Annotated in this window: 25 protein-coding genes and 1 pseudogene; 20 read left to right on the top strand and 6 right to left on the bottom strand. The window is 77.0% G+C overall.

Annotation, left to right across the window (positions count from 1 at the left end):
• Complete coding sequence (gene mobA / locus ACI796_RS04505) at positions 1 to 591, bottom strand: molybdenum cofactor guanylyltransferase (RefSeq protein ID WP_456940068.1); 591 nt, start codon at positions 589 to 591, stop codon at positions 1 to 3.
• 41 nt (positions 592 to 632) lie between these two features.
• On the opposite strand from mobA, the gene fdhD reads away from it, so the two are divergent.
• The gene (gene fdhD / locus ACI796_RS04500; RefSeq protein WP_456940067.1) at positions 633 to 1466 is read left to right on the top strand and encodes a formate dehydrogenase accessory sulfurtransferase FdhD; all 834 of its coding nucleotides are present in this window, start codon (positions 633 to 635) and stop codon (positions 1464 to 1466) included.
• Here fdhD and ACI796_RS04495 read toward each other — a convergent pair.
• From ACI796_RS04495 to moeA, 4 genes are read right to left on the bottom strand one after another with little or no spacing between them, the layout of a single operon-like run.
• Entirely contained in the window at positions 1463 to 1945 is a 483-nt protein-coding gene (locus ACI796_RS04495) for a DUF6578 domain-containing protein (protein ID WP_456940066.1), read from the bottom strand. The genes fdhD and ACI796_RS04495 overlap by 4 nt on opposite strands.
• Before the next feature lie 20 nt (positions 1946 to 1965).
• A complete protein-coding gene (locus ACI796_RS04490) occupies positions 1966 to 2454 on the bottom strand; it encodes a MogA/MoaB family molybdenum cofactor biosynthesis protein (protein ID WP_456940065.1) in 489 nt (162 codons plus the stop codon).
• Positions 2451 to 2918, bottom strand: coding sequence for a cyclic pyranopterin monophosphate synthase MoaC (gene moaC, locus ACI796_RS04485; RefSeq protein WP_456940064.1), 468 nt, complete (start codon positions 2916 to 2918; stop codon positions 2451 to 2453). The genes ACI796_RS04490 and moaC overlap by 4 nt, the downstream gene beginning before the upstream one ends.
• Positions 2915 to 4108, bottom strand: a complete 1194-nt coding sequence (moeA, locus tag ACI796_RS04480; RefSeq protein ID WP_456940063.1) for a molybdopterin molybdotransferase MoeA — start codon at positions 4106 to 4108, stop codon at positions 2915 to 2917. Before moeA ends, moaC begins: the two co-directional genes overlap by 4 nt.
• A gap of 69 nt (positions 4109 to 4177) precedes the next feature.
• On the opposite strand from moeA, the gene ACI796_RS04475 reads away from it, so the two are divergent.
• The 13 genes from ACI796_RS04475 (at position 4178) to ACI796_RS04415 (ending at position 18231) form a co-directional block, all read left to right on the top strand.
• Positions 4178 to 4990 carry a PfkB family carbohydrate kinase gene (locus ACI796_RS04475; RefSeq protein WP_456940062.1) on the top strand — a complete coding sequence of 271 codons (813 nt, stop codon included), beginning with the start codon at positions 4178 to 4180 and terminating at the stop codon, positions 4988 to 4990.
• A 76-nt stretch (positions 4991 to 5066) separates the two neighbouring features.
• Positions 5067 to 5552, top strand: a complete 486-nt coding sequence (locus ACI796_RS04470) for a beta-class carbonic anhydrase (RefSeq protein WP_456940061.1) — start codon at positions 5067 to 5069, stop codon at positions 5550 to 5552.
• Between the two features lie 163 nt (positions 5553 to 5715).
• A complete protein-coding gene (locus tag ACI796_RS04465) occupies positions 5716 to 7314 on the top strand; it encodes a S8 family peptidase (protein ID WP_456940060.1) in 1599 nt (532 codons plus the stop codon).
• Positions 7315 to 7403: 89 nt separating this feature from the next.
• Positions 7404 to 8612, top strand: a complete 1209-nt coding sequence (locus ACI796_RS04460; protein WP_456940059.1) for a DUF7373 family lipoprotein — start codon at positions 7404 to 7406, stop codon at positions 8610 to 8612.
• A gap of 214 nt (positions 8613 to 8826) precedes the next feature.
• Positions 8827 to 9270 (top strand): 50S ribosomal protein L13, encoded by a 444-nt coding sequence (gene rplM, locus ACI796_RS04455; protein ID WP_456940058.1) that lies wholly within the window; start codon positions 8827 to 8829, stop codon positions 9268 to 9270.
• Positions 9267 to 9686 carry a 30S ribosomal protein S9 gene (rpsI, locus tag ACI796_RS04450; protein ID WP_456940057.1) on the top strand — a complete coding sequence of 140 codons (420 nt, stop codon included), beginning with the start codon at positions 9267 to 9269 and terminating at the stop codon, positions 9684 to 9686. Before rplM ends, rpsI begins: the two co-directional genes overlap by 4 nt.
• 11 nt (positions 9687 to 9697) lie before the next feature.
• Entirely contained in the window at positions 9698 to 11047 is a 1350-nt protein-coding gene (gene glmM / locus ACI796_RS04445) for a phosphoglucosamine mutase (protein WP_456940056.1), read from the top strand.
• A gap of 70 nt (positions 11048 to 11117) precedes the next feature.
• On the top strand, positions 11118 to 11963 hold the full coding sequence (locus ACI796_RS04440) for a DUF427 domain-containing protein (RefSeq protein ID WP_456940055.1): 846 nt from the start codon (positions 11118 to 11120) through the stop codon (positions 11961 to 11963).
• Positions 11964 to 12051: 88 nt separating this feature from the next.
• Positions 12052 to 13926, top strand: coding sequence for a glutamine--fructose-6-phosphate transaminase (isomerizing) (gene glmS, locus ACI796_RS04435; protein WP_456940054.1), 1875 nt, complete (start codon positions 12052 to 12054; stop codon positions 13924 to 13926).
• 114 nt (positions 13927 to 14040) lie between these two features.
• Positions 14041 to 14433 carry a holo-ACP synthase gene (locus tag ACI796_RS04430; RefSeq protein ID WP_456940053.1) on the top strand — a complete coding sequence of 131 codons (393 nt, stop codon included), beginning with the start codon at positions 14041 to 14043 and terminating at the stop codon, positions 14431 to 14433.
• Positions 14430 to 15884, top strand: coding sequence for an NAD(P)H-hydrate dehydratase (locus ACI796_RS04425; RefSeq protein WP_456940052.1), 1455 nt, complete (start codon positions 14430 to 14432; stop codon positions 15882 to 15884). Before ACI796_RS04430 ends, ACI796_RS04425 begins: the two co-directional genes overlap by 4 nt.
• Positions 15881 to 17011: an alanine racemase gene (alr, locus tag ACI796_RS04420; RefSeq protein ID WP_456940051.1), complete on the top strand. Its 1131-nt coding sequence runs from the start codon at positions 15881 to 15883 to the stop codon at positions 17009 to 17011. The genes ACI796_RS04425 and alr overlap by 4 nt, the downstream gene beginning before the upstream one ends.
• The gene (locus ACI796_RS04415) at positions 17011 to 18231 is read left to right on the top strand and encodes an alpha/beta fold hydrolase (protein WP_456940050.1); all 1221 of its coding nucleotides are present in this window, start codon (positions 17011 to 17013) and stop codon (positions 18229 to 18231) included. Before alr ends, ACI796_RS04415 begins: the two co-directional genes overlap by 1 nt.
• Positions 18232 to 18235: 4 nt before the next feature.
• On the opposite strand, the gene ACI796_RS04410 is transcribed toward ACI796_RS04415, so the two are convergent.
• A complete protein-coding gene (locus tag ACI796_RS04410; protein ID WP_456940049.1) occupies positions 18236 to 18787 on the bottom strand; it encodes a TIGR04222 domain-containing membrane protein in 552 nt (183 codons plus the stop codon).
• A 102-nt stretch (positions 18788 to 18889) separates the two neighbouring features.
• On the opposite strand from ACI796_RS04410, the gene ACI796_RS04405 reads away from it, so the two are divergent.
• From ACI796_RS04405 to tsaD, 6 genes and pseudogenes are all read left to right on the top strand, one after another.
• Positions 18890 to 19522: a uracil-DNA glycosylase gene (locus ACI796_RS04405; RefSeq protein ID WP_456940048.1), complete on the top strand. Its 633-nt coding sequence runs from the start codon at positions 18890 to 18892 to the stop codon at positions 19520 to 19522.
• Positions 19519 to 19968, top strand: a complete 450-nt coding sequence (gene tsaE / locus ACI796_RS04400) for a tRNA (adenosine(37)-N6)-threonylcarbamoyltransferase complex ATPase subunit type 1 TsaE (protein WP_456940047.1) — start codon at positions 19519 to 19521, stop codon at positions 19966 to 19968. Before ACI796_RS04405 ends, tsaE begins: the two co-directional genes overlap by 4 nt.
• Positions 19969 to 20059: 91 nt before the next feature.
• Positions 20060 to 20296, top strand: a pseudogene (locus tag ACI796_RS04395) (GNAT family N-acetyltransferase); the annotation flags it as partial.
• Between the two features lie 100 nt (positions 20297 to 20396).
• The gene (tsaB, locus tag ACI796_RS04390; RefSeq protein ID WP_456940046.1) at positions 20397 to 21032 is read left to right on the top strand and encodes a tRNA (adenosine(37)-N6)-threonylcarbamoyltransferase complex dimerization subunit type 1 TsaB; all 636 of its coding nucleotides are present in this window, start codon (positions 20397 to 20399) and stop codon (positions 21030 to 21032) included.
• A gap of 73 nt (positions 21033 to 21105) precedes the next feature.
• Positions 21106 to 21558, top strand: coding sequence for a ribosomal protein S18-alanine N-acetyltransferase (rimI, locus tag ACI796_RS04385; RefSeq protein WP_456940045.1), 453 nt, complete (start codon positions 21106 to 21108; stop codon positions 21556 to 21558).
• Entirely contained in the window at positions 21551 to 22588 is a 1038-nt protein-coding gene (gene tsaD / locus ACI796_RS04380; RefSeq protein WP_456940044.1) for a tRNA (adenosine(37)-N6)-threonylcarbamoyltransferase complex transferase subunit TsaD, read from the top strand. The genes rimI and tsaD overlap by 8 nt, the downstream gene beginning before the upstream one ends.
• Positions 22589 to 22598 lie beyond the last annotated feature (10 nt).

The raw sequence follows: 22598 nt of genomic DNA, 5'->3' as shown, positions 1-22598 counted from the left end.
TCACCCGCCGGCGTCCCTGCGGGCCCGGGCGAGGTCGGCGGGGGTGTCGCAGTCGGTCCACGGCGGCGGGGTGCCCGGCTCCCGCGCGGGGGACCACCGGGTGACCGCCAGCCGGCCGACCACCCGGCGGACCGGCACCGGGCCGTCCACCTCGGACACGGCCGCCCGCAGGGCCGCGGTCCGCCAGACGCCGAGCAGGTACTGGTCGCGGCCGGCGTCGTCGACGACCAGGACGCCGTCGGCGGTCAGCCGCGCCCGCAGGTCGCGGAGCAGCGCGGGGGTCACGAACGGCAGGTCGCCGGCGAGGACGGCGACCACCGCGGTGTCGACGGCGGCGAGGCCCGCCCGGATCGCCGCGACCGGCCCGCCGCCGGCCGGCCGCTCCCGGACGACGCGGACGCCGCCGGGCACCGGCTGGGGCGGCCCGACGACGACCCGCGGGTCCGCGTCGCGGACGGCGGCGAGGACGGCCTCGAGCATCGTGCGGCCGCCCACCTCGAGCTGCGGCTTGGCCTGCCCGCCCAGCCGGGCCGCGCGGCCGCCGGCCAGGACCACCGCCGCGTACGGCGGGAGCGGGTCCGGCGCGGTCACGGTCCGACCGTAGGGGCCCGGCGTGGGTACCGTCCCCGTCCGTGGGACGAGTCACCAGCCGCACCCCCGTGCTGCGCATCCGGGGCCCCGTGCGCACCACCCGGCCCGACACGGTGGCCGCCGAGGAGCCCCTGGAGATCCGGCTGGCCGGGTCGCCGCTGGCGGTCACCATGCGCACGCCCGGCGCGGACTTCGACCTGGTGCACGGCTTCCTGGCCACCGAAGGCGTCATCGGCGGCGTCGAGGACGTCGCCGGGCTGCGCTACTGCGACTCGGTGGACGCCGAGGGCCGCAACACCTACAACGTCGTCGACGTCGACCTGGCGCCCGGCGTCGACCCGCCGGACACCGCGCTGGACCGCAACTTCCTCACGTCGAGCTCGTGCGGCGTCTGCGGCAAGGCGAGCATCGACGCGATCCGCACCCGCACGCGGTACGACGTCGCCGGCGACGGCACCCGGCTGGAGCTGGCCACGCTGCTGGCGCTGCCCGACCGGCTGCGCGCGGCGCAGGAGGTGTTCACCAAGACCGGCGGCCTGCACGCGGCGGGCCTGTTCACCGCCGACGGTGAGCTGGTGGTGCTGCGCGAGGACGTCGGCCGGCACAACGCGGTGGACAAGGTGGTCGGCGACGCGCTGCGCGCCGGCCGGATGCCGCTGGCCGGGCACGTGCTCATGGTGAGCGGGCGGGCGAGCTTCGAGCTCACGCAGAAGGCGGCGATGGCCGGCATCCCGGTGCTCGCCGCGGTGTCGGCGCCGTCGTCGCTGGCGGTGGAGCTGGCCGCCGACGTCGGCATCACGCTGGTCGGCTTCCTCCGCGGCGACGGCTGCAACGTCTACACCCGGCCGGAGCGCATCGTCCTGCCCGACGACTAGCGGGGAGTGGACTCGAGACGGAGTCCGACGAGGACGCCGCTCTCCCGCACCGAGACCGCGCGCATCTCCCCGTCCCGGTCGGTGTCGAACCACCGCGGGCTGCGGTCGACCGGCCGCAGGGTGAACCCGCCGTCCACCGGGACGTACGTCCGCGGGGGCACCAGGCGCCAGGTCTGGACGACGACGTGGACGCGGACGACGCGGCCGGTGACCGGCGGCACCCGATCCGGGACCTGCCCGTGCGCGTCGGCCACGAGGGCGCCGCGGGCCGGGACGTCCTCGCGCGGCTGTGGCCACCACGCAGCGAGGAGGCCGTGGCGGAGGACGAGCCCGTCGTCGGCCGGCGCCCGCACCTGCCAGCGGAGGTCCCGCGCACCGGGACCGACGGGGTCGTCGACCCACTGCAGCCGCCAGCTCACCCGGTCGCCCTCCCCGGGCGGCGGCCGGCAGCACTCGATCTCCCAGTCGGCGAGGAACACCTCGACGTGGGGGTGCTCGCTCAGTGGTCGCCGCCGCGGAGCTGGCTGACCACGTGGGGGAGGAGCGGGCCGAGGACGGCGAGCCCGTCGCGCACGCCGCCGGTGGAGCCGGGCAGGTTCACGACCAGCGTCCGCCCCGCGGTGCCGGCGATCCCGCGGGACAGCACCGACGTCGGCACCTTCCCCTCGCCGTACCGGCGCACCGCCTCGGCCAGCCCGGGCGCCTCCCGTTCGACGACCGCGCGGGTCGCCTCGGGCGTGACGTCGGTGGGGGAGAGCCCGGTGCCGCCGGTGGTGAGGACGACGTCGGCGCCGGAGGCCACCGCCTCGCGGAGGACGGCGGCCAGCGCGTCGACGTCGTCGGGGCGCACGTGCGGCCCCTCGACCGCGAACCCCAGCGACCGCAACCCCTCGGCCAAGGCCTGCCCGCTGCGGTCCTCGTAGACCCCGGCCGAGGCCCGGTTGGAGGCGGTGACGACGACGGCGCGGGCGCCCTCCGGCAGGGTCACCGCCGCCACTCGCCGCTCTTGCCGCCGGACTTGGCGAGCAGCCGCACGTCGGTGATCGAGGCCCGCGGGTCCACGGCCTTGACCATGTCGACCACCGTGAGCCCGGCGACGGCGACCGAGGTCAGTGCCTCCATCTCCACGCCGGTGCGGTCGGCGGTGCGCGCGGTGGCGGTGATCTCCACGGCGTCGTCGGTGACCTCGACGTCGACGGTCACGCCGTGCAGCGCGATCGGGTGGCACAGCGGCACCAGGTCCGGCGTCCGCTTGGCCCCGGCGATGCCGGCGATCCGCGCGACGGCGACCGCGTCGCCCTTGGGCACGCCCTCGCCGCGCAGCAGCGCGACCACATCGGGGCTGACCAGCACCCGGCCGGCGGCGGTGGCCTCGCGGGCGGTCACCGGCTTGGCGGAGACGTCGACCATCCGGGCGGCGCCCTTCTCGTCGACGTGCGTCAGCTCGCTCACTGCAGCGCTCCCTCGATCAGGACGACGTCGACCTCGGCGCCCGCGGGCAGCTCGGTGACGTCCTCGGGCACGACGACCAGGCAGTTGGCCCGGGCCAGGTGGGCGACCAGGTGCGAGCCGGGCCCGCCCACCTGGGAGACGCGGCCGGCGTCGTAGCGGCCGCGGAGGAACTGGCGCCGCCCGGCGGGGGAGCGCAGCGGCGCGGTGAGCACCGCCGGCGCGCGCAGCCGGCCGGGCGCGGCGTGCCCGAGCGCCTGCCGCAGGGCCGGGCGGACGAACACCTCGAAGGACACGAACGAGCTCACCGGGTTGCCCGGCAGGGTGACCACGGGGACGCCGTCGACGGTGCCGGCGCCCTGCGGCCCGCCCGGCTGCATGGCCACCTTGACGAACTCGACGGTGCCGAGCGTGCCGAAGGCGTCCTTGACCACCTCGTAGGCGCCGGCGCTCACGCCACCGCTGGTGACCAGCAGGTCGGCGTCGGCCAGCTCGGCGCGCACGGTGGCGAGGAACTGCCCGACGTCGTCGGGCACGAAGTGCAGCCGCCGCGCGGTGCCGCCGGCGTCCTCGACGGCGGCGCACAGCAGCAGCGAGTTCGACTCGTACACCTGCCCGGGCAGCAGCGGCTCGCCCGGCTCGACCAGCTCGCTGCCGGTGGACAGCACCAGCACCCGCGGGCGGCGGCGCACCCACAGCGTCCGGGCGCCCACCGCGGCGGCCAGGCCGAGCTGGGCGGCGCCGAGCGGGCTGCCGGCCTCCAGCGCGACGGTGCCGGCGGTGATGTCCTCACCGGCGCGGCGCAGGTGGGTGCCGGCGGCCGGGGCGTCGCGGACCTCCACGACGTCGGTGGCGGCGTCGGTGAGCTCGACGGGGACGACGACGTCGGCGCCCGGCGGCAGCAGCGCGCCGGTCATGATCCGCTGCACGGTGCCCGGCGCGAGGGGGACGACGTCGGTGCGGCCGGCCGGGACGTCGTCGGCCACCGGTAGCCGGGCGGGCAGCGCGCCGAGCTCGGCGGAGCGGGCGGCGTAGCCGTCCATCGCCGAGTTGTCGAAGCCGGGCAGCGGCACCCCCGCGACGACGTCGCGGGCCAGGACCCGGCCGTGCGCCGCGGCCAGCGGCACCTCCTCCGCGCCGAGCGGGGCGAGCAGGGCGGCGACCACCGCCTGGTGTTCCTCGACCGTGCGCACCCGGTCATCCTGGCGGATGGGCCCCGGCCCGGCTGGCGGGTGCCCGGGGCCCGGGGCAGCGTGGGCGGCGTGACCGACGTCGTCGTGCTCGGGCAGGTGGGGCGGGACCTGGTGCTGCGGGTCGGGCGGCTGCCCGCCGCGGGCGGCTCGGTGGACGTGGACCGCCGGGTCGAGGTGCTCGGCGGCAAGGGCGCCGACCAGGCGGTGGCGCTGGCGCAGCTGGGCGTCCCCGTCGCGCTGGTCGGGGTCGTCGGCGACGACGGCGACGCGCTGCTCGCCGCGGCCGCCGACCTCGTCGCCAGGTGCCAGGCGCTGTCCCTGCAGCTTCGGCAGCCGGGCGAGGCGGTGCGCGCGGCGCTGGACCTGGTCCGCCCGGACGCGCTCGTCGTCGCCGACGGCGCCCCCGCCGACGCCGCCACCCGCGACGCGGTGCTCGCCCGCGCGGCCGTGCTGCGCGCCGACGCCGTGGAGGCCGCCCTGCTGGTGGGGCGGGAGCTCGACGGCGTCGACGACGTCCGGGAGGCCGCGCTCGAGCTGCGGGCGGCCGGACCGCGGCTGGTGGTCCTGTCCGCGGGCGCCGACGGGGAGGTGGTCGCCTGGCGCGCCGGCCGGTCGCGGGCCACGGGTGGCGCCGACTGGCCGGCCGCCGGCGTGGCCCGCGTGCCGCTGTCGGACACGGCCCCCGTCGACCCGACCGGCGGCGGGGACGCCTACGTCGCCGGGCTGGTGGCCGCGCTGCTCGGCGGCGCCGGCCCGGCCGAGGCCGCCCGGACCGCCTCGGCGGTGGCCACGCTGGCCGTCCGGCGCCTCGGCGGCCGCCCGGACCTCTCGCCGGCGGCGCTCGCCGGCCAGGTCGCCCGCGAGCGCGTGGTGCGGGCATAGGAAGCTGTCCCCACGTCCGCGCGCCCGAGACGTGCGGAGAGCTTCCTTTGCCCCACCACACGAGAGGAGCGCCCGCGTGGCCGAGTACGAGCGGATGCTGGCCGCCAACGAGGACTGGGCCCGCGACTTCACGGGCGGGCTGCCGGTGGCCCCGGCCCGGAAGGTCGCCGTCGTCGCCTGCATGGACTCCCGCATGCCGCTGTTCCCGCTGCTCGGCCTGGCCGTGGGCGACGCGCACGTCATCCGCAACGCCGGCGGCGTGGTCACCGAGGACACCATCCGCTCGCTGACCATCTCCCAGCACGTGCTGGGCACCCGCGAGATCGTGCTGGTGCACCACACCGACTGCGGCCTGCAGAAGACCGACGACGCCTCGTTCGCCGACCTGGTCGAGCAGGCCACCGGCGTCCGGCCGCCGTGGCCCGCGCGCACGTTCACCGACGTCGACGAGGACGTCCGCGAGTCGATCCGGCTGCTGCGGGAGAGCCCGTTCCTGCTCTCCAAGGAGATCTGCGGCACCGTCTACGACGTCGAGACCGGGCTGCTGCGCCGCGTCGGCTGACCGCTCCACCGGCCCGGGGGCGATCCGGAACCCCTCCGTTCGCGGGTGACCGCCATCACGGTTACCGTACGCACTGCCGTCTTCACGGCACGTGTCCCCTCGGAACGGAGAGAGCATGCAGAGGTCCGGCAGGCGACTGGGTCGCCTCCTCGTCGGTGCCGCGGTGATCGCCGCGACCGGCGTCCTCGTCCCCACCGCGGCCACCGCCGCACCGGCCGGGACGACCGGTGCGACGGAGAACCACCTCGTCGTCTTCAAGGGGTCGCGCAGCCCCGCCGACGCCGCCCGGATCGTGACCGCCGCCGGCGGCACCGTCGTCGCCGACTACGCGGCCATCGGCGTGCTGGTCGCCCGCGGCGACAGCGGCTTCGACGAGCGCGTGCGGGCCGACGGGAAGGTGGAGGGGGCGACGGCGACCGGCGCCTACGCCACCCGCCTGGACGGCGGCGCGGCCGTCGACGCCGAGGCCGGCCCGCCCCCGGGCGACCTGCCGAACGCGCCCGCCACGGACGGCGACTCCCTCTCCTGGATGCAGTGGGACATGCGCCAGATCCAGGCGCCCGAGGCCCACGCGGTCACCGGCGGCAGCCGCGAGGTGGTCGTCGGGACGATCGACACCGGCGTCGACTTCCGCCACCCGGACCTGCGGGCCAACATCTCCGACGCCGACAGCGCCAACTGCGTCACCGGCGCCCCGGTGCCCGGCGCGGCCGCCGCGGACGACGACAACGGCCACGGCACCCACACCGCCGGCACCATCGCCGCGGCGGCCAACGGCCAGGGCGTCGTCGGCGTCGCGCCGAACGTGCGCATCGCCGGCATCAAGGCGGCGACCGCCGAGGGCTACTTCTTCCCCGAGGCCGTCGTCTGCGCGTTCGTGTGGGCCGGTGACCGCGGCATCGACGTGACCAACAACAGCTACTTCGTCGACCCCTGGCTGTTCAACTGCCGGAACGAGGAGGAGCAGCGGGCCATCTGGAAGGCCGTGCAGCGCGCCGTCCGGTACGCCATGAACCAGGGGACGACGGTCGTGGCCTCCGAGGGCAACAACAGCGAGGACCTCTCCCACCCGACCGCCGACGCCACCAGCCCCGACCACCCGGCGGGGTCGGAGCAGGAGCGCGAGGTCACCAACGCCTGCGTCGTCGTCCCGGTGGAGATCCCCGGCGTCATCGGCGTGACCTCGACCGGCAGCCTCGCGCAGGGGACGCAGGCCGGCGCGTACCCCGACCACCTCAAGGCCTACTACTCGTCCTACGGCGTGAGCACCGCCGACGTGGCGGCGCCCGGTGGCGACTTCTACTTCCGCGGCAGCGACCCGGGGGCGCAGGCGATCCAGGGGCAGGTCCTGTCCACCTGGCCGGCCGACATCCCGTGCAGCCGCAAGCGGCAGGAGGCGACCGGGGACCCGGCCTACCCGACGGCGGTCTACTGCGGCATCCAGGGCACCTCGATGGCCGGCCCGCACGTGGCCGGCGTCGCCGCCCTGGTGATCAGCCGGTACGGCGACGCGCGGACCCCGCAGAACGGGGCGATGCGGCCCACGCAGGTGGAGGCGCTGATCAGCCGGACCGCGGACGGGCAGCCGTGCCCGGAGGCGCTGCCGGCCGCGAACAGCGGCGCCCACACCGGCCGCCCGTACGCGGCGTTCACCGGGTCGGAGAGCGGCGCGGTGCAGCAGTGTCAGGGCGGCTCCGGCCACACCTCCTGGTACGGCACCGGTGAGGTCGACGCGCTCGCCGCGGTGACCGCCGCCCGCTGACCGGACGGCACGACGGAGGGGCCGGGTGCGCGCCGCACCCGGCCCCTCCTGCGTGACCTGCACGGATGCCGTCCCTAGGCTCACGGCCCGTGACGGGGACACGGGGACGACGGCTGGGCGCTGCGGGCGCCGCGGTGGCCGTGGCGGCGCTGCTGACGGGGTGCACGAGCACGGTGAGCGGGACGGCGACCCCGCCGGCGAGCGCCACGCCGACGACGAGCGAGCCGCCGGCCACGGCGACGCCGTCCGGGCCGCCGGTCGACGTCACGCCGGCCCCCGAGCCGACCGTGGGCACCCTGCTGGAGGCCCAGCGCATCGCGTCGGTGACCTCGCTGGTGCAGGCCACCTTCCCGGGGCGGACCGACACCTGCTTCCCCTCCGGGCCGTGGAGCGACTCCGGCGCCCTCGACGCGGCCTACTTCGGCACCGGGACGGCGGGTCCGATCCTCGACCGCTGGGGCTTCGTCACCGCCTGGGGCCAGTGCAACAGCGACCCCGCCGACGGGGCGGGCACCCTGACCATGGTCGCCGAGCTGTCCGACCCCGAGTCCGCGCGGCGGGCGGCCGCGGAGCTCGCCGCCGACCAGGCCAGCGGCTACCAGCAGGCCGAGATCCCGGGCGTCGACGGCGAGGTGCTGCTGCAGGAGGGCGGCGGGGAGGACGTCGTCCAGGCGTTCGTGCCGGTCGGCCGGATGCTGGCCTACGCGTACCACAGCACCGGCCCCGGCCAGGGCCTCGACGACGTCGGCCGGCTGATGACCGACCAGGTGGGCCTGCTGCGGGGCTTCACGCCCACCCCGCAGGACCAGGTGCCCTCGCTGCCCACCGACCCGGCCGGGCTGCAGTCGCTCACCCTCGACCCGCCGGGTGAGTTCACCGAGTTCTCCGGCCCCTACGACCTCGAGGGCTACCTGCGGCTGGCCATCGACCCGGCCCGCGAGCGCGACCTGCTCACCGCCAACGGGTTCACCGGCTTCTACTCCAAGCAGTCCGACGAGGCCGACCTCAGCTACGCCGTCGCGCTGTACGCCTTCCCGACCTCGATGCAGACCAACGCCGTCTACACGGCCTTCGCCGAGCTCGAGGACGCCGAGTTCGGCGGCACCCGGTTCCAGCTGCCGTCGATCCCCGACGCGCCCTGCTTCTGGTTCGAGTCGGGGGAGAGCTACTACCAGCGCTGCTACGTCGGCTACGGCAGCCACCTGGCCAGCGTCGACGTCCTCGGCCTGGACGCCGCCGACGACGTCGCGGCGATGGACCGGCTGCTGCCCGCCCAGCGGGACCTGATCACCGGCTGACGGAGGACCCCGTCGCCCCCCACCCCTCGCTCCGCTCGCGGCGGGGCCCCGCGACGGGGCCGTTCCAGCACGTCACCTCGGCCCTCCGGGCCGGCTGGTATCGTCGTCGGCTGGTGCGCGGCCGCCGGCTGGTGCGCGCGCGCCGTCGGCGTCTCCCGTCCTCGGTGAGGCGATCCCACCAGCCATCCCGACGACGACGGAGGACACGAGCGCCGTGCGCACGTACTCACCCAAGCCCGGCGAGGTCACCCGCGCCTGGCACGTCATCGACGCCACCGACGTGGTGCTCGGTCGACTCGCCAGCCAGGTCGCGACCCTGCTGCGCGGCAAGCACAAGCCCCAGTTCGCCCCTCACGTCGACGTCGGTGACTTCGTCGTCGTCGTGAACGCGAACAAGATCGCCCTCACCGGCTCCAAGCGCGACCAGAAGACCGCCTACCGGCACTCCGGCTACCCGGGCGGCCTGCGCGCCATCAACGTCGGCGAGCAGCTGCGCAGCCACCCCGACCGCGTCGTCGAGCGCGCGGTCAAGGGCATGCTGCCGCACAACAGTCTCGGCCGGCAGATGATCAAGAAGCTGAAGGTGTACGCGGGCCCCGAGCACCCGCACGCCGCCCAGCAGCCCCAGACCTTCGAGATCAAGCAGGTGGCCCAGTGACCTCCGCCCTGACCGTGACCGACGCCGAGGGGCGTCCCGTCCAGACCGTCGGCCGGCGCAAGGAGGCCGTCGTCCGCGTGCGGCTCGTGCCCGGCACCGGCCAGTTCCGCCTCAACGGCCGCAGCCTCGAGCAGTACTTCCCGAACAAGGTGCACCAGCAGCTCATCCGCGAGCCGTTCGTGACCCTCGAGAAGGCCGAGCAGTACGACGTCGTCGGCATCCTCAAGGGCGGCGGCGTCACCGGCCAGGCCGGCGCGCTGCGCCTGGCCATCGCCCGCGCCCTCATCGAGGTCGAGGCCGAGGACCGCCCGGCCCTCAAGAAGGCCGGCTTCCTCACCCGCGACGCGCGGGTCAAGGAGCGCAAGAAGTACGGCCTCAAGAAGGCCCGCAAGGCGCCTCAGTACTCGAAGCGCTGACCGGCACCGCCGTGGGTCGCCTCTTCGGGACCGACGGCGTCCGGGGTCGGGCCAACGCCGACCTCACGCCGGAGTTGGCCCTGTCGGTGGCCCGTGCGGCCGCCGGTGTGCTCGCCGACCGCGACGGGACCTCGCGTCCCGTCGCGGTCGTCGGCCGTGACCCCCGCGCCAGCGGGGAGATGCTCGAGGCCGCCGTGGTGGCGGGCCTCGCCAGCGCGGGCGCCGAGGTGCTGCGCGTGGGCGTGCTGCCCACCCCGGCCGTCGCCTTCCTCACCGCCGAGACCGGCGCCGACCTCGGCGTCATGATCTCGGCCAGTCACAACCCGATGCCCGACAACGGCATCAAGCTGTTCAGCCGCGGCGGCCACAAGCTGCCCGACGCGGTCGAGGCGGCGATCGAGCACACCCTCGCCGCCTCCCACGGCACGACCGGCGACCACCGCCCGACCGGCGCCGGCATCGGCCGGGTCCGCGACGTGCCCGGCGCCGTCGAGGACTACGCGAAGCACCTGCTGTCGACGCTCCCGTCGCCGGTGTCCGGCCTGCGCCTGGTCGTGGACTGCGCGCACGGCTCGGCCGCCACCGTCGCCCCGGACGTCTACCGCCGCGCGGGCGCGGAGGTCACCGTCATCGGCGGGGAGCCCGACGGCTGGAACATCAACGACGGCATCGGCTCCACCCACCTGGGCCCGCTGACCGACGCCGTCCGCGGGACCGGCGCGGACCTGGGCATCGCGCACGACGGCGACGCCGACCGCTGCCTCGCCGTCACCGCCGACGGCCGGGTGGTCGACGGCGACGCGATCCTCGCCGTGTGCGCGCTCGCGCTCAAGGAGCGAGGGGAGCTCGCCCGGGACACCGTCGTCGCCACGGTGATGAGCAACCTCGGCTTCCACCACACGATGCGCGACGCCGGCATCGCGGTGCACACCACCGCCGTCGGCGACCGCTACGTCCTCGAGGCGCTGCGCGAGCAGGGGCTCAGCCTCGGCGGGGAGCAGAGCGGACACCTGGTCTTCCTGGACCACGCGACCACCGGCGACGGCCTGCTCACCGGGCTGTCGCTGCTGTCCCGCATGGCCGCCACCGGCGCCTCGCTCGCCGAGCTGGCCTCGGTGGTGCGCCGGCTCCCGCAGACCCTGGTCAACGTCCCGGTCCGCGACCGCATCGCCGTCGTCGAGAGCGAGGAGGTGGCGGGCGCGGTCAACGCCGCCGAGGCCGAGCTCGGGGACGACGGCCGGGTGCTGCTGCGGCCCTCCGGCACCGAACAGCTCGTGCGGGTGATGGTCGAGGCGCCCACCCAGGAGCTCGCCGACGGGATCGCCTCCCGGCTGGCCGCGGTCGTCGCCGCCGTCGACTGACCGCGGGGGCTGGACCGGGGCGGTGCCCCGGGACGAGCATGGCGCCCACCGGCCCGGCGGGAGGACGACCGTGACCGTTCGGATGCGCGACCTGGTCGGCGGGGCCGTCGACCAGCTCCGGTACGAGCCCACCGCCAAGCGGGTGCGGGCCGAGGTCGACGGCGTCGTCGTCGCGCTCACCGACCGGGCGCTGCTGGTCTGGGAGCCCCGGCGGGTCGTGCCCGCCTACGCCGTCCCCCGCGAGGACCTCCGCGGGACCCTCACCGCCGCCCCGGCGCCGGTCCCGGCACCGGACGTCCCGGCGGGCACCGGCTTCGCCATCCCGGACGTCACCCGGCTGCGGGTCCTCGACCCCCGGGTCCCGTTCTCCGTGCGCAGCACGCCGGGGGAGCCGGTGGCGCTGCGGGTGCCGGGCAGCGACCGCGTCGTCGAGGGGTTCTGCCCCGCCGACCCGGCGCTGGCCGGGTACGTCGTCCTGGACTTCGGCGGCTGCGACGCCTGGTACGAGGAGGACGAGCCGCTGCACGGGCACCCGCGCGACCCGTTCCACCGGGTCGACGTCCGGGCCGGCTCCCGGTCGGTGCGGGTGTCGGCCGGCGGGCAGCTCCTGGCGGCGTCCTCCCGGCCGCGGCTGGTGTTCGAGACCCTGCTGCCGGTGCGCTGGTACCTGCCGGCCGAGGACGTCGTCGCGGACCTGGTGCCCAGCCCGACGCGCACCTGGTGCGCCTACAAGGGCCAGGCCGAGTACTGGTCGGTGCGGACCGGCGACGGGCTGCTCCCGGACGCGGTGTGGAGCTACCGGGACCCGCTGCCCGACGCGGCCCAGCTCCGGGGGCTGCTGTGCTTCTTCGACGAGCGCCTCGACGTCGCCGTCGACGGGGTGCCCCGCCCGCGCCCGGTGACGCCCTGGTCCTGACCGGGACGGTGGGGCGCGTGGAACGGGTCCCGCGTCTCACACCGCGGGAGGACGGATCGGTCCGCCCGCCCCGGTAGCCTCGGTGCACATGTGCGGCATCGTGGGTTACGTCGGCCCCCAGAACGCCCTGGACGTCGTCGTGGAGGGCCTGCGCCGGCTCGAGTACCGCGGGTACGACTCCGCGGGCGTCGCCGTCCGGGTGGACGGCGGGGGCTCCGGGGAGCTGGCGTCCGCCAAGAAGGCGGGCAAGCTGGCCAACCTGGAGAAGGTCCTGGCCGACGCCCCGCTGCCGGAGTCGACGCTGGGCATCGGGCACACCCGCTGGGCCACGCACGGCGGCCCGACCGACCGCAACGCCCACCCGCACCTGTCGGCCGACGGCCGGGTCGCGGTCATCCACAACGGGATCATCGAGAACTTCGCGCACCTGCGCGCCGAGTGCGAGGCCGCCGGCGTCGAGATGCGCTCGGAGACCGACACCGAGGTCGTGGCGCACCTGCTGGCCGCCGCCTACGCGGAGCTGCCCGCGGGCCCGGGCCGGTTCGCCGAGGCGATGCGCGTGGTCAGTCGGCGGCTGGAGGGCGCGTTCACCCTCGTCGCCGCGCACGCCGACGAGCCCGACACCCTGGTCGCCTCCCGCCGCAACAGCCCGCTGGTGGTCGGCGTCGGCGACGGCGAGTACTTCCTCGGTTCCGACGTCGCGGCGTTCATCGCGCACACCCGCGAGGCGCGCGAGCTCGGCCAGGACCAGGTCGTCGAGATCGACCGCGCCCGCGGCCTGACCGTCACCGGCTTCGACGGCGCGCCCGCCGAGCCCACCGCCTACACCGTCGACTGGGACGCCGCGGCCGCCGAGAAGGGCGGTCACGACTGGTTCATGCTCAAGGAGATCGCCGAGCAGCCGCAGGCGGTCGCCGACACCCTGCGCGGGCGCCTGGGCGACGACGGCGAGCTCGTCCTCGACGAGGTGCGGCTGTCCGACCAGGACCTGCGCGACGTCGACAAGGTCTTCGTCGTCTCCTGCGGCACCAGCTACCACGCCGGGCTGATCGCCAAGTACGCCATCGAGCACTGGACCCGCATCCCGGTCGAGGTCGAGGTGGCCAGCGAGTTCCGCTACCGCGACCCGGTGCTCGACCGCTCCACGCTGGTCGTCGTCATCAGCCAGTCCGGCGAGACGATGGACACCCTCATGGCGCTGCGGCACGCCAAGGAGCAGAAGGCCCGCGTGCTGGCCATCTGCAACGTCAACGGCTCGACCATCCCGCGCGAGTCCGACGCCGTCCTCTACACCCACGCCGGCCCGGAGATCGCCGTCGCCTCGACCAAGGCGTTCCTGGCGCAGATCGTCGCCTGCTACCTGGTCGGGCTGTTCCTCGCCCAGGTGCGCGGCATCAAGTACGCCGACGAGGTCGGGTCGATCGTGGAGCAGCTGCAGCGGCTGCCCGAGGCGGTGGAGCAGGTGCTCACCCAGATGGAGCCGGTGCGGGAGCTCGGCCGGTCGCTGGCCGACGCGGACACGGTGCTGTTCCTCGGCCGCCACGTGGGCTTCCCGGTGGCGCTGGAGGGCGCGCTCAAGCTCAAGGAGCTGGCCTACATCCACGCCGAGGGGTTCGCGGCCGGCGAGCTCAAGCACGGCCCGATCGCGGTCGTCGACGAGGGCACGCCGGTGGTGGTCATCGCGCCGTCGCCGGCCGGGCGCAGCCTGCTGCACGGCAAGGTCGTCTCCAACATCCAGGAGATCCGGGCCCGCGGGGCGCGCACCATCGTCATCGCCGAGGAGGGCGACGAGGACGTCGTCCCCTACGCCGACCACCTCATCCGGGTGCCGCGCACGCCGACCCTGCTCGCCCCGGTGGTGACCACGGTGCCGCTGCAGATCCTCGCCTGCGAGATCGCCGACACCCGCGGGTTCGACGTCGACCAGCCCCGCAACCTGGCCAAGAGCGTCACCGTCGAGTGAGCCGCGCCGTCCTCGCGGCGTGGTGCCCGTCCTCACCCCGCGGCGCGGGGTCGGGCACCGCACGGTGAGGCCGGCCGGTCGGCGGCGGGCGCGGGCGCACGGCAGACTGGCCCGGTGATCGTCGGGGTCGGGATCGACGTGGTCCCCGTGACCCGTTTCGCCGAGTCGCTGGAGCGCACCCCCGGGCTGCGGGACCGGCTGTTCACCGCGGAGGAGCAGACGACGCCGTCCGGCAGCCCCCGCACCGCGGAGTCGCTGGCCGCGCGGTTCGCCGCCAAGGAGGCGGTCGCCAAGTCCCTGGGCGCGCCGGGCTCGCTGCGCTGGCACGACGTCGAGGTGATGGTCGGCGACCGCGGTCGGCCGCACCTGGAGGTGCGCGGCACCGTCGCGCAGCGGGCCGCCGAGCTCGGCATCACCTCCTGGCACCTGTCGCTGAGCCACGACGGCGGCATCGCCTCGGCGGTGGTGGTCGCCGAGGGCGGCGTCGCGCAGGGGAGGGCCCGGTGATCGGGCTGTCCACCGTCGCGGAGGTCCGCGCCGCGGAGGACGTGCTGCTGGCCCGCACCCGCGAGGGCGCGCTCATGCAGCGGGCGGCGACCGGCCTGGCCACCGTCTGCCTGCGGCTGCTCGGCCGGGCGCACGGTGCCCGGGTCACCGTCCTCGCCGGCGGTGGCGACAATGGCGGTGACGCGCTGTTCGCCGGCGCCCGGCTGGCCGCCCGCGGCGCCCGGGTCACCGCCGTGCTGCTCTCCCCGGACCGCGTGCACCCCGCCGGGCTGGCGGCGCTGCGCCGCGCCGGCGGGCGGGTCACCGGCCCGGACGGGCCCGACGGGCTGGACCGCGCCGACCTCGTCCTCGACGGCGTCGTCGGCATCGGCGGCCGCGGCGGGCTGCGGCCGGACGCCGCCCGCCTGGCCGAGCGCGCGGCCACCGGCCCCGGGATCACGGTCGCCGTCGACGTGCCGAGCGGGGTGGACGCCGACACCGGCGCCGTCGAGGGCGCCGCGTTCGCCGCCGTCCACACGGTCACCTTCGGCGCGGTCAAGCCCGGCCTCGTCGTCGGCGAGGGGCGCGGGCACGCCGGCACGGTGCACCTGGTCGACATCGGCCTGGGCCCGCACCTCGCCCCGGCGCGGGCCCACCAGCTGACCGACGACGACGTCGCCGCGCACCTGCAGCCGCCCGGCGACGTCGACGACAAGTACTCCCGCGGCGTCGTCGGGATCGTGGCCGGCTCCGCCACCTACCCCGGCGCCGGGGTGCTGTGCACCGGGGCGGCGCTGCGCACCCGGCCGGGACTGGTCCGCTACGCGGGCACCGCGGCCGAGGGCGTGCGCGCCGCCTGGCCCGAGGCGATCGTCACCGCGGGCCGCCCCGGCGACGCCGGCCGCGTGCAGGCCTGGGTGGTCGGCCCCGGCACGGGCACCGACGACGACGCCCGCAGCGTGCTCGCCGAGGTGCTGACCACCGACCTGCCGGTGGTGGTCGACGCCGACGCGCTGACGATGGCCGCCCGCGAGCCGGACCTCGTCCGCCGCCGGAGCGCCCCCACCGTGCTCACCCCGCACGACCGCGAGTTCGAGCGCTTCGGCGTCGCGGTCGGCGCCGACCGGATCGGCAGCGCCCGCCGGCTCGCCGCCGACCTCGGCGCGGTCGTGCTGCTCAAGGGCAGTGCCACCGTCGTCGCGGACCCGGACGGGACGGCGTACGTCAACGGCACCGGCACCCCGGAGATGGCCACCGCCGGTACGGGGGACGTGCTGTCGGGGATCCTCGGCGCCCTGCTGGCCGCCGGCACCCCGGCCGCGGAGACCGCCGCGGCGGCCGCGCACCTGCACGGCCGCGCCGGTCAGGTCGCCGCCGAGACCGGGCCGGTGGTCGCCGGCGACCTGGTGCGGCGGCTCCCCGGGACGGTGGGCCGGGTGCGCGGCAGCGGCCTGCGAGACTCGGGGGTGTGAGCGAACCCCGGGCCGAGGTGGTCGTCGACCTCGACGCGATCGCGGCGAACACCGCCGTGCTGCGCGAGCGGGTCGGCCGGCCGCTCATGGCGGTGGTCAAGGCCGACGGATACGGGCACGGGCTGGTGCCCGCCGCCCGGGCGGTGCTGGCCGGCGGTGCCGACGCGCTCGGCGTCGCCGTGCTGGAGGAGGCGCTGGCGCTGCGCGCCGCGGGGGTGACCGCGCCGCTGCTCGCCTGGCTGCACGCCCCCGGCACCGACTTCGCCCCGGCGCTGGAGGCCGACGTCGAGGTGTCGGTGAACGCGGAGTGGGGGCTGGCCGAGGTGGTCGCCGCCGCCCGCGCCACCGGCCGGACCGCGCGGCTGCACCTGTCCGTCGACACCGGCCTGTCCCGCGAGGGCGCCACGACCGCCGACTGGCCGGGCCTGGTCGCCGCGGCCGCCCGCGCGCAGGCCGACGGCGACGTCGAGGTGGTCGGCCTGTGGAGCCACATGGCCTACGCCGACGCGCCCACCCACCCGACGATCGGCGCCCAGGTGCGGGTGTTCGACGAGGCCGTGGAGGTCGCCCGCGGCGCCGGGCTGGACGGGCGGCGGCACCTGGCCAACTCCGCGGCCACCGTGGCGCTGCCGGAGACCTGGTACGACATGGTCCGCCCCGGCATCGCCCTCTACGGCCTGGACCCGCTCGGCGGCGACCCGGCGGTCCACGGCCTGCGGCCGGCGATGACCGTGCGCGCGCGGGTGGCCCTCACCCGGCGGGTGCCCGCGGGCGTCGGCGTCTCCTACGGCCACACCTACTCGCCCGTGACCGAGACCACGCTCGCGCTGGTGGCGGTGGGGTACGCCGACGGGGTGCCGCGGGCGGCGGGCAACCGGGCGCCGGTGCTCGCCGGCGGCACCCAGCGCACCATCGCCGGGCGGGTGTGCATGGACCAGTTCGTGCTCGACGTGGGCGACGCCGCCGTGGCGCCGGGCGACGAGGTGGTCCTCTGGGGTCCCGGCGACCGCGGCGAGCCCACCGCGCAGCAGTGGGCCGACGCGGTCGACACCATCCACTACGAGCTGGTCACCCGGGTCGGCGGGCGGTTCACCCGCCGGCACGTCGGGTCCGCAGGGGCGGTCTGATGGCACGCAGCAGGGGACCGGTGCGGCGCGCGGCCGCCCCGGCGCGGTCCGGTGTCGCCGGGGCGCTGGAGCGCCACCCGGCCGCCGGGGTCGCCGGGGCCGTCGTCGGCCTGGCGGCGGCGACCACCGCCGTCGGCGTCGCCGTCGCCCGGATCGCCACCCGGCGGGTGCGCGCGGAGCGGCTGAGCCCCGCCGGGGCGCTGCCCGAGGGCGCCACCGCCGCCGAGCTGCGCGAGGACGACCCGCTCGGCCCGGCCTCCCGCCGGGCCGACCGCACCGCCCTGGTCCGCGCCGACGACGGCGCGCTGCTGGCGGTGGAGGAGGTCGGCCCGCTCGACGCGCCGCTGACGGTCGTCTTCGTGCACGGCTACACGCTGTCGATGGCGTCGTGGACGTTCCAGCGGCGGTCGCTGGGCGCGCAGCTGGCCACGGCCAACGGGCACCGCCCCGCGGCGCGGCTCGTGTTCTACGACCAGCGCGGCCACGGGGGCTCCACCCGCGGCCCGGCCGAGAACTCGACGATCGAGCAGCTCGCCCGCGACCTCGCGACCGTGATCGAGACCCGGGTGCCCGAGGGGCCGGTCGTCCTCGTCGGGCACTCGATGGGCGGCATGACCGTCATGGGCCTGGCCGACCTGCACCCGGGGCTGTTCGGCACGAAGGTCGTCGGCGCGGCCCTGGTGTCGACGTCGAGCGGCAACCTGGCCGAGCTGGACTTCGGCATGCCCGAGTTCCTCACCCGCGTGCGCGCCGCGGTGCTGCCGGTCGCGGCCTGGACGATGCGCCGCCGGCCGGCGTTCGCCGAGCGCACCCGCCGGCTGGCCGCTGACGTCGTCTCCGCGGCCACCTGGTCGCTGTCGTTCTCCTCCACCGACGTCGACCCGCGGCTGGGCCGCTACGTGGACGCGATGATCGGCGGCACCCCGGTCGACGTGATCGCCGAGTTCTACCCGGCGCTGGCCGGCCTCGACGAGACCGGTGCGCTCGAGCCCCTGCGCGCCGTGCCGACGCTGGTGCTCACCGGCGCCGAGGACAAGATGATCCCGATGGCGCACAGTGACACCCTCGTGGAGCTGCTCGGCGGCGAGGGGCCGGTGGTCGAGTACGTCGTCGTGCCGGACGCCGGGCACCTGGTCCCGCTGGAGCGGCCCGAGGAGGTCACCCGCGCGCTGTCCGGCCTGCTGCGCCGCGTCGCCGCCGGGACGCCCGTCCGGGACTGACCCCTCAGCCGCGGACCTCGTACGCCCGGGCCATCAGCTCCTCGCGGGTCCGGCGGGCGACCTCGCAGCCGTCGGCGAAGGTGAGCTCCCACGGCGTCCCGGCGCCGGGCACGACCGGCCGGCGCGGCGGGTCCACGACCGCGGCCCGCAGCGCCGGGTCGGTCAGCCGCGCGACGCCGTCCAGCGCGACCCGGCGCACCGGGTCGCCGTCGCCGGCCCGCGCCTCCCGCAGCAGCCGGCGGCCCGCGGCGGTCGGGCCGAGCAGCCGGCCGAGCAGCCCCTCGTGGCGCAGCCGCCGGACGACGGCGGCCACCCGGTCGTCGCCCGCGGCGCGCCAGCGCACGGTCTCGACCGAGCGGCGGCCCCGCGCCCCGACGGCGTCGAGGACCGCGGCCTCGACCGGGTGCCGGCGCCGGGGGTGGACCACCTGCAGCTCGCCCGGGGCGACGGCGCGGACCCGGCCGGTGACCACCAGGGCGACCAGTGCGGTGTCCACCACCCGCTGCGTCCCGCCGGCGAGGCAGGCGACGTCGTACACGTCCGGCTGCGGCGTCATGGCGGCTCCTCCCGACGCGGGGTCCCGTGCACAGGGTGGGCCTCCGCGGCCGTGCAGGGAAGCCCGCGGGCCGCTGGACCGCGGTCCCCGTAGGGTCGGCGCGTGGCCGCCCCCCGTCCGCCCCGGTTCGACGCCGCGGCCGAGGAGGTCGCCCGCACCGCCGCGGCGGCCGCCGGCTGGCCGGAGCTCGCCGCGGCCGCCACGCCCTGCGTCGCCTGTCCCGAGCTGGCCACGGCCCGGCAGCACGTCGTCGTCGGGGACCCGCCGGTGCGCGGCCGGGCCCGGTTCGCGCTGGTCGGGGAGGCGCCCGGCGCGAACGAGGACGAGACCGGCCGGCCCTTCGTCGGGAGGTCGGGGCAGCTGCTGGACCAGCTGCTCGCCGAGGCCGGGCTGGACCGCGCCGAGGCCGCGGTGCTCAACATCGTGAAGTGCCGGCCGCCGGGCAACCGGACGCCGAAGACCCCCGAGGTGGCCCGCTGCAGCGGCTGGCTGCGCCGCCAGCTCGAGCTCCTCGACCCGCCCGTCGTGGTGGCGCTCGGGCTGTCGTCGGCCAAGTGGTTCCTCGGGCCGAGGACCGTGCTCGCCGAGGCCCGCGGCCGCCCGCACGACGTCGGCGGCCGCGCGGTCTGGGCGACCTACCACCCGTCGGCGGCGATCCGCTTCGGCCCGCGCGGAGCGCCGCGGGCCGGGCTGCTCGAGGACCTCACCTCGGTGGCGCGGAGCCTGGTCCCGTGAGGCGCGAGCACGAGCTGCCCACGCCGGAGGACACCCGGGCGCTGGGCGCGGAGCTCGCCGCCGTGGTGCGGCCGGGCGACCTCGTCGTCCTCACCGGGCCGCTGGGGGCGGGCAAGACCGCGCTCACCCAGGGCCTCGGCGCCGCGCTCGGGGTGACCGAGCCGGTCACCTCGCCCACGTTCGTCATCGCCCGCGTGCACCGCGGCGGGCGGCTGCCGCTGGTGCACGTGGACGCCTACCGGCTCGGCAGCGTGGCCGACGTCGACGACCTCGACCTCGACGCCTCCACCGAGGAGTCGGTGACCGTGGTCGAGTGGGGCGCCGGACTGGTCGAGCGGCTGGCCGACGAGCACCTCGAGGTCCGGCTGGACCGCCGCGACGACGACGTCCGCACCGCCGTGCTCGTCCCGTACGGCGCCGGCTGGGAGCAGCGGCTGGACGGGTGACGCCACAGGCCGAGGTGCCGGCGCTGACCGGCCCGGTGCTCGCGGCCCTGGCCGACGGCGACCTCTCTCCCGCGCCGACCCGTCGGCCGCCGCGTGGGTCACCGGCGTCGTCCGGGACCCCGACCGGCGGCTGGCCGTCGGCCGCGCCGGCTTCCACGGCCCGCCCGACGCCCGCGGCACGGTCGAGATCGGCTACGCCGTGCTGGCGGGGCACCGGCGCCGCGGCCACGCGCGGGCGGCCCTGGCCGTGCTGCTGGACCGGGCCCGGCGCGCGCCGGGCGTCGCGGTGGCCCGGGTGTGCATCGCGCCGGGCAACGCGGCGTCGCGGGCGGTCGCGCTGCCGTTCGGCTCGCCGAGGTGGGGGAGCAGGTCGACGAGGTCGACGGCCCCGAGCTCGTGTACGAGCTGTCGGTCTAACCTGGCGAGTCGTGCTCGTCCTCGCCCTCGACACCGCGACCCCCACCCTCGTCGCCGGGGTCGCCCGCCGCACGGCCGGCGATGTCGAGGTGCTCGCCGAGCGGGCGGTGCCCTCGGGCAACCGGCACGCCGAGCTGCTCGTCCCCGCCGTCCGCGAGGCGCTGGGCGCGGCCGGGCTGGCCCTCGCCGACGTCGACGCCGTCGTCGCGGGCCTCGGCCCCGGGCCGTTCACCGGCCTGCGGGTGGGCGTGGTCACCGCCGCGGCGCTCGCCGACGCGCGCGGCGTCCCCGCGGTCGGGGTCTGCTCCCTGGACGCGGTCGGCTCCGGGCGCCGCACCGTGGTCACCGACGCCCGCCGCAAGGAGGTCTACTGGGCCGCCTACGACGACGCCGGCGCGCGGGTGGACGGGCCCGGCGTCGTCCGGCCGGAGGAGGCCGGCCTGACCGGGCCGCTGGTCGGCGACCCGCGCTTCGCCGACCGGCTGGGCGCGCCGGTCGAGCCCGCCGAGGTGACCACCGCCGGGCTGCTGCGCGCGGCGGCGTCCCTGCTCGAGGACCCGTCGTCCGCGGGGCCGCTGGTGCCGCTCTACCTGCGCCGGCCCGACGCCGTCCCGCCGACGTCGTTCAAGCCGGTGACGACCTCGTGAGCGAGCTCGCGAGCTCCCGCGGGGACAGAGCACGGTCCGGCACCGGACCGACGAGCGCCGGCGAGGAGGGGAGGTGACGGTGCGGCTGCGGCCGATGCGACTGGCCGACCTCGACGCGGTCCTCGCGCTGGAGGAGGAGCTCTTCGCGCCCGACACCTGGACCCGCGCGATGTACCGCGACGAGCTCGCCCGCACCGACACCCGCCACTACCTGGTCGCCGACGACGAGGGGGCCGTGGTCGGCTACGCCGGGCTCATCGCCTACGAGGACGAGGCGCACGTGGCGACCATCGGCGTCGCGCGGGACCGGCAGGGCGAGGGGATCGGGGCGCGGCTGCTCGACGCGCTGCTCACCGAGGCCGACCGGCGCAGCCCGGTGGTGCTGCTCGAGGTGCGGGCGGACAACGACCTGGCGCAGGGCCTCTACCGGCGGCGCGGGTTCACCGAGATCGGCCGGCGGCGCGGCTACTACCAGCCGAGCAACACCGACGCGGTCGTGATGAGGAGGGAGAGGCTCCGTGGCTGACGAGCCGCTGGTCATCGGGTTCGAGACCTCCTGCGACGAGACCGGCGTCGGCGTCGTCCGCGGGCACACCCTGCTCGCCGACGCGCTGGCCACCTCGATGGCCGAGCACGAGCGCTTCGGCGGGGTGGTGCCCGAGATCGCCTCGCGGGCGCACCTGGAGGCGATGGTCCCGACCGTCCACCGCGCGCTGGCCGACGCCGGGGTGTCCGCGGCCGACGTCGACGCCGTCGCCGTCACCGCCGGTCCCGGGCTCACCGGTGCGCTGCTGGTCGGGCTGGCCGCCGCCAAGGCGTACGCGCTCGCGCTGGACAAGCCGCTGTACGGGGTCAACCACCTGGCCGCGCACGTCGCCGTCGACGAGCTGCAGCACGGTCGCCTGGCCGAGCCGTCCCTGGCGCTGCTGGTCTCCGGCGGGCACAGCTCGCTGCTGCTGGTGCCCGACCTCGCCCAGGAGGTGCAGTCGCTGGGCCGCACGATCGACGACGCCGCCGGCGAGGCCTTCGACAAGGTCGCCCGCGTGCTGGGCCTGCCCTTCCCCGGCGGCCCGCCGATCGACCGGGCCGCGCGCGAGGGCGACCCGGCGGCGATCGACTTCCCGCGCGGGCTCACCGGCCCCCGCGACGCGCCCTACGACTTCAGCTTCTCCGGGCTCAAGACCGCCGTCGCGCGCTGGGTCGAGGCGCGGCGGACGGCGGGGGAGCCGGTGCCGGTGGCCGACGTCGCGGCGTCGTTCCAGGAGGCGGTCGCCGACGTGCTGACCGCCAAGGCGGTGCGGGCCTGCCGCGAGCACGGCGTCGACCACCTGGTGCTGGGCGGGGGAGTGGCGGCCAACTCGCGGCTGCGCGCGCTGGCCGAGGAGCGCTGCGCCGCGGCCGGGATCGTGCTGCGGGTGCCCAGCCCGCGGCTGTGCACCGACAACGGCGCCATGGTCGCCGCGCTCGGCTCGCGGCTGGTCGCCGCCGGCGTCGAGCCGTCGGCGCCGGAGCTGGGCGCCGACAGCTCGCTGCCGATCGACGTCGTCAGCCGCTGACGGCGGCAGG

The organism is Geodermatophilus sp. SYSU D00525 (genome assembly GCF_054050475.1).
Note: the sequence above shows the minus strand (reverse complement) of the source record. Positions and strands in the feature narration are given on the sequence as shown.

Bases quoted from the DNA above. Each gene is read 5' to 3' on its own strand.
- ACI796_RS04410 (WP_456940049.1), bottom strand. From the start codon at position 18,787: ATGACGCCGCAGCCGGACGTGTACGACGTCGCCTGCCTCGCCGGCGGG.
- ACI796_RS04415 (WP_456940050.1), top strand. From the start codon at position 17,011: ATGGCACGCAGCAGGGGACCGGTGCGGCGCGCGGCCGCCCCGGCGCGG.
- glmS (WP_456940054.1), top strand. From the start codon at position 12,052: ATGTGCGGCATCGTGGGTTACGTCGGCCCCCAGAACGCCCTGGACGTC.